Source organism: Curtobacterium sp. MCPF17_003 (assembly GCF_003224385.1).
Classification (GTDB): Bacteria; Actinomycetota; Actinomycetes; order Actinomycetales; family Microbacteriaceae; genus Curtobacterium; species Curtobacterium flaccumfaciens.
The window spans coordinates 325,429-337,628 of the sequence record NZ_QKLC01000001.1; the positions used below are offsets into that span (position 1 = coordinate 325,429).

Here is a 12,200-nt window from a genome sequence, read left to right on the forward strand (position 1 = left end):
GAGCTGTCGAAGCCCTCTTCTTGTGAGACATGTGCATCTTTCGAGACGGGCCGCAGGATGCGGCCGTGCGGGAAGGGACACGCCACAGTTCGCCGAAGCGAATGCAGCATGTAGATACAGAATATCACTTGATATGCCAGTCGTTGACCCCTCGCTTGCGCTGTGAGTTGAGTGTGATCACCGCAACTTTGTCTGCCCGACGTTGACGCGCCTCCTGACCGGTGTAGAGTTGAGCCATGCGGACGCAAGTTCGCAACAGACTTCGCACCACCAGCACTGACAGAAGGAGTACCCACACATGGGACGTGCAGTAGGCATCGACCTCGGAACCACCAACTCGGTCGTCAGCGTGCTCGAGGGCGGTGAGCCCACCGTCATCGCCAACGCCGAGGGCATGCGCACCACGCCGTCGATCGTGGCGTTCACGAAGGACGGCGAGGTGCTGGTCGGCGAGACCGCCAAGCGCCAGGCCGTGACGAACGTCGACCGCACCATCGCGTCGGTCAAGCGTCACGTCGGCACCGACTGGACCACCGAGATCGACGGCAAGAAGTACACGCCGCAGGAGATCTCGGCTCGCACCCTCGGCAAGCTCAAGCGCGACGCCGAGCAGTACCTCGGTGAGGACGTCACCGACGCGGTCATCACCGTGCCGGCGTACTTCAACGACGCCGAGCGCCAGGCCACGAAGGACGCCGGTGAGATCGCCGGCCTCAACGTCCTCCGCATCATCAACGAGCCGACTGCGGCCGCTCTGGCCTACGGCCTCGACAAGGGCAAGGAAGACGAGCTCATCCTGGTCTTCGACCTCGGTGGCGGCACGTTCGACGTCTCCCTGCTCGAGGTGGGCAAGGACGACGACTTCTCGACGATCCAGGTCCGCGCGACCTCCGGTGACAACCGCCTCGGTGGCGACGACTGGGACCAGCGCATCGTCGACTACCTGGTCAAGAAGTTCAAGGACGAGCACGGCGTCGACCTGTCCACGGACAAGATCGCCAAGCAGCGCCTGAAGGAAGCGGCTGAGCAGGCCAAGAAGGAACTGTCGTCGCAGATGTCGGCGAACATTCAGCTCCCGTACCTGACGCTCACCGCCGAGGGCCCGCTGAACCTGGACGAGACCATCTCGCGCGCGCAGTTCGAGCAGATGACCTCCGACCTGCTCGACCGCACCAAGAAGCCGTTCAACGACGTCATCAAGGAAGCCGGTGTCTCGGTCAACGACATCGCCCACGTGGTCCTCGTCGGTGGCTCGACCCGCATGCCCGCCGTGGCCGAGGTCGTCAAGTCGCTGACCGGTGGCAAGTCCCCGAACCAGGGCGTGAACCCGGACGAGGTCGTCGCCGTCGGCGCCGCACTGCAGGCCGGCGTGCTGAAGGGCGAGCGCAAGGACGTCCTGCTCATCGACGTCACGCCGCTGTCGCTCGGCATCGAGACCAAGGGCGGCCTGATGACGAAGCTCATCGACCGCAACACCGCGATCCCGACCAAGCGGAGCGAGACCTTCACGACCGCTGACGACAACCAGCCGTCGGTCGCGATCCAGGTCTTCCAGGGCGAGCGCGAGTTCACCCGCGACAACAAGCCGCTCGGCACCTTCGAGCTCACCGGCATCGCGCCGGCTCCCCGTGGCGTACCGCAGGTCGAGGTCACGTTCGACATCGACGCCAACGGCATCGTGCACGTGTCCGCCAAGGACAAGGGCACCGGCAAGGAGCAGTCGATGGTCATCTCCGGCGGCTCGTCGCTGCCGAAGGAGGACATCGAGCGCATGGTCCGCGAGGCCGAGGAGCACGCCGCCGAGGACAAGGCTCGTCGCGAGGCCAACGAGCGTCGCAACCAGGCCGAGCAGCTCGTCTACTCGATCGAGAAGCTCATCAAGGAGAACGACGAGAAGCTCCCCGCGGACGTCAAGTCCGAGGTGCAGGCCGACGTCGACGCGCTCAAGTCCGCTCTCGCGGGCGAGGACGACGACGCCGTGAAGACCGCCTTCGACAAGCTCAACGAGTCGCAGGGCAAGCTCGGCCAGGCCATCTACAGCCAGCAGGACGCAGCAGCCGGCACCGCCGGTGGGGAGCAGCCCGCGGGTGAGCAGCCGGCCGACGACGAGGACATCGTCGACGCCGAGGTCGTGGACGACGAGGACGACAAGGACAAGAAGTAACGATGACGGATCCCAAGGACAACGCGCCCCACGAGGACGAGCCCCAGGTCGAGGGCGACGCCACGAACGCTGCCGAGCCCGAGGACCTCATCGAGGCGGAGGGGCCCGACGTCGAAGTACCGACGGACGGCCCCGCCGCCGGGGGCCCGGCGGCCGACGCAGCGAACGACCTCTCCCCGGAGGACGAAGCACTGCTCGCCGACGCAGCCCGCGGCATCGCCGAGGACAAGCTGAGCACCGAGGACCGCGACCTCGTCGCCGAGATGCGTGCGGACATGCTCCGTGCGCAGGCCGAGCTGGTGAACTTCCGGAAGCGCGTCGAGCGTGACCGTGAGGCCAACCGCGAGGTCGCCATCGCCGAAGTGGTGCGGGCACTGCTGCCGGCGCTCGACGACCTCACCCGGGCCGAGGCCCACGGTGACCTCGCCGAGGGCCCGATGCAGGTCATCGGCCAGAAGATCCGCGCGGGCTTCGAGAAGTTCAAGCTCGTGCAGATCGGCGAGAAGGGCGAGGCGTTCGACCCGAACATCCACGAGGCGATCGTCCAGCTCCCCACCCCGGGTGCCACCGGACAGACCGTCGCGGACGTCGTCGAGCCGGGCTACAAGCTCGGTGAGCGGGTCCTCCGCGCGGCCAAGGTCGCGGTGGCCGTCCCGGCCTGAGCCGGGTCCCCACGGTGACGACAGAAGAAGGCAGGTGATCCATGGCCAGTCAGGATTGGTTCGACAAGGACTTCTACAAGGTCCTCGGCGTGTCCAAGGACGCCTCCGACGCCGAGCTGAAGAAGACGTACCGGAAGCTCGCGCGGCAGTTCCACCCGGACTCCAACCCGGGTGACGCCGCCGCCGAGAACCGCTTCAAGGAGATCAGCGAGGCGTACTCGGTGCTCTCCGACAAGGAGCAGCGCCAGGAGTACGACCAGGTCCGCGCGATGGGATCCGGCGCCCGCTTCACGGCGGGCGGCGGAGGCCAGGGCGGGTTCGAGGACGTCTTCGGCGGGATGTTCGGGCAGCAGGGCGGTGGCGGACAGCGCGTCCGCTTCGGCCAGGGCGGCCCGGGCGGTGCCGGCGGTTTCGAGGACATCCTCGGCGGGATGTTCGGCGGGGGTGGTGGCTTCGGTCAGACCTCCGGCGGCTACCGCGGCTTCGGTGGGCCGACGAAGGGCCGCGACGTCACGGCGTCGACGACCCTCGACTTCACCACGGCGATCGCCGGTGACACTGTCAAGCTGTCGCAGGGCAACGGTCGACCGGTGAACGTCCGCATCCCCGCGGGTGTCGCCGACGGTCAGAAGATCCGTCTGCGCGGCCGCGGCGAGCCATCGCCCGACGGTGGTGAGGCCGGTGACCTCGTGGTCGCCGTGTCGGTGCGGAAGCACCCGGTGTTCGAGCGCGACGGGCTCAACCTGCGCGTGGACGTCCCCGTGACGTTCACCGAGGCAGCGCTCGGCGCGACGATCGAGGTCCCGACGCTCGGCGGTTCGCCCGTGAAGCTCAAGGTCGCCCCCGGCACGCCGTCGGGTCGCGTCCTGCGCGTCAAGGGCCGCGGCGTCACGACGAAGAACGGCACGGGCGACCTGCTCGCGACCGTCCAGGTCGCGGTGCCGTCGCACCTGTCGGACAAGCAGCGCGAGGCCGTCGAGGCGCTCGCGGCTGTGCTGCCCGACGAGAACCCCCGCGAGGACCTCCTCGCCAAGGCGCGCGACTAGCGCGCAACCACAGCAGTCGACCCGGCCTGGAGGAACGGCGCGGCTTCCTGACGGACGCCCGCCGTTCCTCCAGGCTGGTTTCCACCCCACGCGGACGACGGAAAGGAACGCGCCATGACCGACATGGACGAGAACTCGCCCGTCTTCGCGATCGCGGTCGCTGCGGAGCTCGCCGAGATGCACCCGCAGACGCTCCGGCAGTACGACCGGCTCGGCCTGGTCGTGCCGGGACGCACCCGGGGCGGGTCGCGGCGCTACTCGATGCGCGACGTGGTGCAGCTTCGCGAGATCGCGCGCCTCGGCTCCGAGGGGGTGTCGCTGGAGGGCATCCGGCGGGTGCTCGACCTGGAGAACGAGAACAAGGCGCTGCGTGACCGGGTGCGGGAGCTCGAGTCGGCGCTGGCCGACCAGCTCATCAACCGGCCCGGTGCACGGGTCTTCGCCGCCACCGCGAGTGGTGCGGCGATCTCGCTCAAGGCGGGTTCGCGGCCGCAGCGGAACACGCAGATCGTGCTCTACCGCGGGCCGCGCTGATTGTCGGAGAGCGGCGAACGTCCCCGGTGACCATCTGGTCACCGGGGACGTTCTGTGAGCCGGGGCTCAGTTGATGGTGAAGCGGACGGGGGCTTCGGTCGTGGCGTTGTCGGGTGCGATCCTCGCCGCGACACGTCAGCCGCCGGGTACGCTGACGCGGTGCCAGACTTCGCCGACCTCTTCCGCCGACGCGACGACGACGCGCCCGACCTCATCGCGATCGACGGCACCGACCGCTTCCTGCTCGACGAAGCACCGCACGTGCACGGCGACGCACTCCGGCAGCCCGGCGAGGTCGCGGTCGTCGACGACCGGTACGGGGTGCTGACGCTCGGCCTCATCACGCAGTACGGGGCGAGCGACATCCGCGTCGTGCAGGACTCCCTGGTGGGGGAGCGGGCGCTCGAGGCCAACGCCGGCACGTTCGGACTGCGCGGCTTCCACCACCCTGACTCGCTCGAGGACGCCTTCCGCGACGTGCGGCTCGTGGTGCTGCGGCTGTCGAAGTCGCACGATCGGCTCGACGAGATCGCCCGCGCGGTCGCCCGGTTCGCGGCGCCCGACGTGGTGCTGCTCTGCGGCGGCAACGTGAAGTACATGCACGTGACGCAGAACGACGTGCTCCGGCGCTCGTTCGGCGAGGTCACGGCTTCCAGGGGGCGCGGCAAGTCCCGGTTGCTCATCGCGCAGGACCCCCTGCGAGCGCAGGCCGACCGCGCCGCCACGACGAACCCCTGGCCCCGGTCGGTGCACGTCGACGACCTCGGCATGACCCTGGTCGCGCACGGCGGCGTGTTCGCCGGGGCGTCACTCGACCAGGGCACGCGGGTGCTGCTGGACGCGATGGACCAGGCGGTCCCGACCGCTCGTACCGTCGTCGACCTGGGGTGCGGCAACGGCGTGATCGCCGCTGCGGTGGCTCGCCGACGTCCCGCGGTCCGGGTGATCGCCACCGACGTGTCCCGGATCGCGGTCGAGTCGACGCGCGCGACGGCGGAGGCCAACGGCGTGGCCGACCGGGTGACGGTGCTGCGGACCGACGCGGGCGACGAGCTCGCCGAGGGGTCTGCGCAGCTCGTGCTCTGCAACCCGCCGTTCCACGCGGACACCACGGTGACCACGGACACGGCCGAGGCGATGTTCCGGAACGCGGCCACGATCCTCCAGGCCGGCGGTGAACTGTGGTGCGTCTGGAACACGCACCTGCGCTACCGGCCGGTGCTCTCGCGCCTGGTCGGGCCGACCCGTGAGGTCGTCCGGACCCCGAAGTTCACGGTGACGGCCTCGGTCGCGACCAACCGCTGACGGCGAGAGCCGCCCGGGCTGACCCGGACGGCTCTCGCGACGGTGCTGGGACCGATCAGGCCGGCACGTAGTCGAACGTGTCGGGGTCGGGGCCCGTGCGGTGACCCTTGTCGAGGGCGGTGATGTCCGTCATGTCCTCGTCCGAGAGCTCGAAGTCGAAGATCGCGAAGTTCTCCTCGACGCGGGCACGGGTGACCGACTTCGGGAACACGATGTCGCCGCGCTGGATGTGCCAGCGGAGGACCACCTGGGCCGGGGACTTGCCGACCGACGCGGCGACGCGGGTGATGGTCTCGTCGTCGAGGACGAGGCCCTGCGCGATGGGGGACCACGCCTCGGTCGCGATGCCGAGCTCGCGGTTCACGGCGCGGAGGTCGTCCTGCACGAGGTACGGGTGCACCTCGATCTGGTTGACCGACGGCGGGACGTCGGTCTCGGCGCGCAGGCGGTGCAGGTGGTGCGCCTGGAAGTTCGAGACACCGATCGAGCGGGCGGTGCCGGCGTGGTACAGCTCCTCGAGGGCCTTCCACGTCGGGACGAAGTCCGAGACGGTGGGCAGGGGCCAGTGGATGAGGAACAGGTCGGTGTAGCCGCCGAGCAGGTCGGCCGACTTCTTGCCGTTCTCCAGCGCCGCGGCCGGGTCGTGGAAGCCGTTGTTGAGCTTCGAGGTGACGAAGATCTCCTCGCGCGGGATGCCGGACGAAGCGATCGCCTCGCCGACCTCCTTCTCGTTGCCGTACATCTCGGCGGTGTCGATGTGGCGGTAGCCGACCTCGAGCGCGGCCAGTGTGGCGGCCTTCGTCTCGGAGGGGTCGATCTGGAAGACACCGAAGCCGAGCTGCGGGATGGTCTTGCCGTCGTTCAGGGTGATGTTCGGAACGGTCATGGTGCCATGCAACCAAACGCCCCTCAGCGCCCATTCCGGCAACGCCCAGGAACGGCGAAACCGGGCGCGCCGTTCACGCGAGCGCAGCCGTGATGTACGCCTGCAGGGCCTGCCCGTAGGCGATGGCCGGCAGCTCGGACGCGAAGCTACGGTCGGCCCCGCCGATCGTCGCCGTCACGGTGAAGACCACGCGACCGCCGACCTGCACCCGGGTCAGTCCGATGAACGAGGGCCCGAGGAGTTCGCGGAGCTGGTCCTCGCGGGGCAGCCAGAGCGACTCGGTGGCGGTGACCGAGTCGAGCGCCCACTCGGTGGTGCCGTTGAAGCCGAGGATCGTGCCGGTGGGGGAGTCGTGCCGCTCGACGGTCATCTCGGACACCGTGTAGACGTCGTCGTCGATGCCGGGCTTGTCGATCACGAACCGGTCCCCGGTCTCGGGGTGCCAGCGGAGGCCGGCGTCACGGAGGGACCTGGCGAGTTCGACGGTGATCACGTTCCCACCTTGCCCGCGCGACCCGCCCCTGTCACCACCTAGGTTGCCGAAAGCATCCCGTACTAGCATCGCCGAGCACCCCTCGCGCGAGCGCAACCCGTTCGTGCGCGCGACGTGACGACGCCCGGGCAACCGGTGCCGAGCCTCCAGGCCGTGGGAACCGGCCGTGGGTCGGACCGCCGGTCGGCGTCCCCGACCGAGGCTGACGGACACCCTGCCGCCGAAGAGAAGGACCCGCATGACCCTCGAACGCGAGGAACTCCGCGACGACTGGACAGTGACCCTGGCCGGGGGAACCGGCGCGCCGGACGGTGTCGCGGGCCGTGCCATCCCGGCGACGGTGCCGGGCCAGGTGCACACCGACCTGGAGCGGGAGGGCCTGCTGCCGGACCCGACGTTCCACCTGAACGAGCAGCCTGCCAAGTGGGTCGGACGCGCCGACTGGGCCTACCGCCGCACGGTCGACGTCGACCCGCGGGGCCACGAGCGCGTCGACCTGGTCTGCGACGGCCTGGACACGGTCGCGGAGCTCAGCCTGGACGGCGTCGTCGTGGGCACGACCCGCAACATGCACCGTCGCTACCGGTTCGACGCCCGGGTGCAGACGGGGTCCGGCGGTACCACGAAGGACCTCGAGATCCTGTTCGAGTCGCCCTACCGCGAGGCCGGCCGGGTCGCCGCGAAGGCGGGCAGCATGCCCGGTCCGTACGACGAGCCGTTCCCGTACATCCGCAAGATGGCGTCGAACTTCGGCTGGGACTGGGGCCTGACGGCGGTCACGAGCGGCCCCTGGCGGCCGGTCGCGATCGAGCGTTGGTCGACCGCCCGCCTGCGCGAGGTCCGCCCGCTCGTCGACGTCGAGGCCGGCGAGGGCGTGCTCGATGCGCACATCACCGTCGAGCGCTCGGGCATGAACGACCTGGACCAGGACGGCGAGGACGACGACCTCGTGCTCGTCGTCACCGTCAGCGGCGAGACCGAGGACGGCGGCACCACACGCCAGCGGTCCCGCGCGCAGCTGACCCCGAAGGACGACGAGACGGTCGTCACCGTGCGCGTCCCCGAGGCGCGGCGCTGGTGGCCGCACGGCTACGGTGCGCAGCCGCAGTACGACGTCGTGGTCGAGCTGCAGACCGTCGACGGCGAGGTGCTCGACCGCGACACGTTCCGCACCGGGTTCCGGTCGACCCGCATCGAGACCCAGGTCGACGGCATCGGTCGCCCCTTCGCCGTGCACGTCAACGGCACGCTCATCGACGTCCGGGGCGTCAACTGGATCCCCGACGACGTCATCATCTCGCGCGTCGACCGTGCCCGACTCGAGTCCCGGTTGGGTACCGCGGCCTCGCTCGGGACGAACCTCGTGCGCGTCTGGGGCGGCGGAGTGTACGAATCGCGCGACTTCTACGAGGTCTGCGACGAACTCGGTCTGCTCGTCTGGCAGGACTTCCCGTTCGCGTGCTCGGCCTACCCCGAGGTCGAGCCGATCCGCAGCGAGGTCATCGCCGAGGCGCGGGACAACGTCGCCCGGCTCGCCCGTCACCCCTCGCTGGTGGTCTGGAACGGCAACAACGAGAACATCTGGCTGCACGACGCCGACGGCTGGGGTGCGGAGCTGGGCGATCGGGGCTGGGGACTCGACTACTACCTCGACCTGCTGCCGACCATCGTCGACGCCGTCGACCCGTCGCGCTTCTACACGGTCGCGTCGCCGTGGTCCGGCTCCGAGTCGCTGCCCGCGAACGAGGTCGACCACGAGACGCACCATTCGTGGGACGTCTGGAACCGGCTGCCCGACACCGCCTACCGCGAGTCGGTGCCGCGGTTCGTGTCCGAGTTCGGCTGGCAGGCGCCGCCCGCCTGGCGCACGCTGCGCGAGGCGGTCACGGACTCGCCGCTCCGGGTGGACTCGCCCGGTGTGGTCCACCACCAGAAGGCGGCCGACGGGATGGCCAAGCTGGCCCGCGGGCTGGAGCCGCGCTTCGGCGCGGTCGACCCGGCCGCGTTCGACGCGTGGCACTACCTGACGCAGCTGCAGCAGGCGCGGGCGATCGCGACCGGCATCGAGCACTGGCGCACGCACTGGCCGCGCAACACCGGCGTCGTGGTGTGGCAGCTGAACGACCTGTGGCCGGTGTCGTCGTGGTCGGCGATCGACTCGGCGGGGCGGCTGAAGCCGCTGGCGCACGAGCTGCGCCGCCTGTACGACGACGTGCTGCTGACGATCCGTCCGGTGTCGTCGGTGTCGGTGACGCCGGGTGCGGCCGGTACCGCAGATGCGTCGGGTGCGTCGGGTGCGGAGCGGACTGGAGGCCCGGATCACCCGGGTGGGTCGGCTGCGGTCGGTGAGACGGCCGACCTGGGCGAGCTCGCGGACACGCTCTCGCTGGGTGTCTCGCCCGGCGCGTTCGGGTCCTCACCGGTCGAGGTGGCCGTCCGGTCGACCCGCACCGGTCACGACAGCGTGGTGCGGGTGCGCCGGATCACCACGGCCGGCACGATCCTGGCCGAGGTGTCACTGCCGGTCCGGTTGTCCGGTGCCGGCGTCGCGGTGGTGTCGCTGCCCGAGTCGGTCGGTGTTGTTGACGACCCTGCGAACGAGCTCATCGTCGCGGACATGGACTGGCGCCGCGCAGTCTGGACCCCCGGCCCCGACGCTGCGATCCGCTGGGAGCCCGCCCGCTACCGGACCTCGTTCGCGGTGGTCGACGGCGGTCTGGACCTGACGGTCGAGGCCGACTCGCTCGTGCGCGACCTGCTGGTACAGCCGGACCGGGTCGCGGACGGCGGCACGGTCGATCGTGGGTTCATGACGCTGCTGCCCGGGGAACGGGTGGTGTTCCGGCTCGGCGGTGTGACCGAAGCGGACGTGCCGGCGCTGCGAACGGAGCCGGTCCTCTGGAGTCTGGACCGCGCGCTCGCTCGTTGATATGCAGTACGGCACGCTGATATATTCATACCCGCGCCGCTTGTTGTCGTGACCTGAGCGACTCCGGCGTCCGATCGACCTCCTCGTCGACCGGTCGACAGGAGGTCTCACATGTCGCTCGCCATGCGCCCACCCACCGGGGCGGTGCCGACCGTGCTGCACCCGACCGTGCTGCACCCGAGCGTCCCTGTTTCTTCCCCTGCCGGGGCCGCAGGGGTCACCGCGTCGCACCGGACTGTCGCTCCGGCGGGGGCGCGCCGAGGGTTCGTCCCCGCGGTGGCGCTGCTCGACCTCGTGCTGCTGCTCGCCGCGTTCGTCATCGCCCACGTGGCGCGGTTCCCCTGGGAGCTCGCGTCCGTCCGGCCGCGGTCCGGCTGGTTCGAGTTCGTCGTGGCCCCCGCCATCGTCGTGGTGTGGATGCTCCTGCTCTCGGTGTTCCGCACCCGTGACCCCCGGATCGCCGGCATCGGCGGCGACGAGTACCGCCGCCTGGTCACCGCGAGCCTCGTCGCGGTCGCCGGTGTCGCGGTCGTGGCGTACGCAGCGCAGCTCGACCTGGCTCGCGGGTACGTCGCGATCGCGTTCCCGTTGGGGCTCGTGTTCCTGGCGCTCGGCCGCAAGGGGGTCCGGACGGTGCTCGCCCGGAGCCGTGCCAGGGGTGAGCACCTGCAGGACGTCCTGATCGTCGGCGACGCCGAGGACGTCCGGTACGTGGGCGCGCGGATCGCCGCCGCACCGAGCGCCGGCTACCGAGTGCGTGCCGTCGTGACGGACTGTGCTCCGGTCGGGGCCGAGGTCGACCTGGGGGTGGCCACGGCTCCTGTCGTCGGCGGCATCGAGGACGTGCTCGCGCACGCCCGGGCCGAGGGTGTGTCGGCCGTCGTCGTCGCGGGTGCGGTGCGCGGTGGGCACGCGCGCCTGCGGCGACTCGGGTGGCAGCTCGAGGAGCACGGCGTCGAGCTCGTGGTGTCCTCTCCCCTGGCCGACATCGCCGCCGGGCGGGTGCACGAGCGCCCCGTGGACGGGTTGCCGCTCATGCACGTCGAGACGCCCGACTACCGCCGACGCGCGGGCAAGCGGGCACTCGACGTCGTCGGCGCCGCGCTCGGCCTGACGCTGCTCTCCCCCGTCCTCGCCGTGGTCGCGCTGGCGATCCGCGCCGACGACGGCGGGCCGGTCTTCTTCCGGCAGGTCCGCGTCGGTCGCGGTGGCGCGGAGTTCCCGATCCTGAAGTTCCGGACCATGTGCGTCGACGCCGAGGCGCGCATGGCTGCCCTGCAGTCCGAGAACGAGGGCGCCGGTCCGCTGTTCAAGATGAAGGACGACCCGCGGGTGACCCGGGTCGGTGCGTTCCTGCGACGGACCTCCCTCGACGAACTGCCGCAGCTGTGGAACGTGTTCACCGGTTCGATGAGCCTGGTCGGCCCACGGCCTGCCCTGCCACGCGAGGTCGCGCTGTACGAGGACTTCGCGGACCGCCGACTCCTCGTGACCCCGGGGATCACCGGCCTGTGGCAGGTCAGCGGCCGATCGGACCTCGACTGGGCCGAAGGGGTCCGGCTCGACCTGCACTACGTCGAGAACTGGTCGTTCCTGCACGACCTCGTGATCCTCGCCCGCACCGTCCCGTCGGTGCTGCGGTCCCGCGGCGCGCACTGAGAGCGCTGCGCTTCCCTGTACGAACGGTGTCCGTTCCGGTGCCCGGCCTGGGCATCCAGGGGTGGGGGAGTTACGATGGACGCACACGGACTTCCGCCGCGTGGGTCGACGACGATCACCGGACGGCGACCAGTTCCACAACAAGGAGTCATGATGCTCGGAAACCTCGGCGGCATTCACCTGCTGATCATCCTCGGGATCGTCATCCTGCTGTTCGGCGCGACCAAGCTCCCGGCGCTCGCCAAGGGCCTCGGCCAGTCGATCAACATCTTCAAGAAGGAGATGTCCGACGACGAGAAGAAGGCCCAGGCCAACGGCACGGCGCCGGACGGCACGGTGCACAACAGCACCGTCCAGAACGCTCCCGCCGAGCCGACCGCCGGTCCGGTCCTGAACCCGGGGCCGAGCGCGCAGCCGAACACCGACTCCCGGCGTTAGGACACCCAGCCCCGTCCTGTCGGCAGCCCCCGCGACCACATCGGTCGCGGGGGCTTCGTCGTGCGGGATCGACCGCCGGGTACC

The 12,200-nt window shown here is 70.3% G+C and carries 10 protein-coding genes; 8 read left to right on the forward strand and 2 right to left on the reverse strand.

Annotated features, from left to right (window positions below):
• Window positions 1–298: 298 nt before the first annotated feature.
• The 5 genes from dnaK (at window position 299) to DEJ30_RS01585 (ending at window position 5,711) form a co-directional block, all read left to right on the forward strand.
• A complete protein-coding gene (gene dnaK / locus DEJ30_RS01565) occupies window positions 299–2,164 on the forward strand; it encodes a molecular chaperone DnaK (RefSeq protein ID WP_110858742.1) in 1,866 nt (621 codons plus the stop codon).
• Between the two features lie 2 nt (window positions 2,165–2,166).
• Window positions 2,167–2,826, forward strand: a complete 660-nt coding sequence (locus DEJ30_RS01570; RefSeq protein ID WP_110858743.1) for a nucleotide exchange factor GrpE — start codon at window positions 2,167–2,169, stop codon at window positions 2,824–2,826.
• Between the two features lie 41 nt (window positions 2,827–2,867).
• Window positions 2,868–3,872: a DnaJ C-terminal domain-containing protein gene (locus DEJ30_RS01575; protein WP_110858744.1), complete on the forward strand. Its 1,005-nt coding sequence runs from the start codon at window positions 2,868–2,870 to the stop codon at window positions 3,870–3,872.
• A 123-nt stretch (window positions 3,873–3,995) separates the two neighbouring features.
• The gene (locus DEJ30_RS01580; protein WP_027464889.1) at window positions 3,996–4,406 is read left to right on the forward strand and encodes a heat shock protein transcriptional repressor HspR; all 411 of its coding nucleotides are present in this window, start codon (window positions 3,996–3,998) and stop codon (window positions 4,404–4,406) included.
• Between the two features lie 159 nt (window positions 4,407–4,565).
• The gene (locus DEJ30_RS01585) at window positions 4,566–5,711 is read left to right on the forward strand and encodes a class I SAM-dependent methyltransferase (protein ID WP_110858745.1); all 1,146 of its coding nucleotides are present in this window, start codon (window positions 4,566–4,568) and stop codon (window positions 5,709–5,711) included.
• Window positions 5,712–5,766: 55 nt separating this feature from the next.
• On the opposite strand, the gene DEJ30_RS01590 is transcribed toward DEJ30_RS01585, so the two are convergent.
• Together DEJ30_RS01590 and DEJ30_RS01595 are read right to left on the reverse strand one after the other, a co-directional pair.
• Window positions 5,767–6,597 (reverse strand): aldo/keto reductase, encoded by an 831-nt coding sequence (locus tag DEJ30_RS01590; protein WP_027464886.1) that lies wholly within the window; start codon window positions 6,595–6,597, stop codon window positions 5,767–5,769.
• Between the two features lie 73 nt (window positions 6,598–6,670).
• Window positions 6,671–7,090, reverse strand: a complete 420-nt coding sequence (locus DEJ30_RS01595; RefSeq protein ID WP_110858746.1) for a pilus assembly protein CpaE — start codon at window positions 7,088–7,090, stop codon at window positions 6,671–6,673.
• 238 nt (window positions 7,091–7,328) lie between these two features.
• Here DEJ30_RS01595 and DEJ30_RS01600 point away from each other — a divergent pair, with 238 nt between their 5' ends.
• The 3 genes from DEJ30_RS01600 (at window position 7,329) to tatA (ending at window position 12,116) form a co-directional block, all read left to right on the forward strand.
• Window positions 7,329–10,019 (forward strand): glycoside hydrolase family 2 protein, encoded by a 2,691-nt coding sequence (locus DEJ30_RS01600; RefSeq protein WP_110858747.1) that lies wholly within the window; start codon window positions 7,329–7,331, stop codon window positions 10,017–10,019.
• A 111-nt stretch (window positions 10,020–10,130) separates the two neighbouring features.
• A complete protein-coding gene (locus DEJ30_RS01605) occupies window positions 10,131–11,678 on the forward strand; it encodes a sugar transferase (protein ID WP_110858748.1) in 1,548 nt (515 codons plus the stop codon).
• A gap of 153 nt (window positions 11,679–11,831) precedes the next feature.
• Entirely contained in the window at window positions 11,832–12,116 is a 285-nt protein-coding gene (gene tatA / locus DEJ30_RS01610) for a twin-arginine translocase TatA/TatE family subunit (RefSeq protein WP_110858933.1), read from the forward strand.
• Window positions 12,117–12,200: the final 84 nt, after the last annotated feature.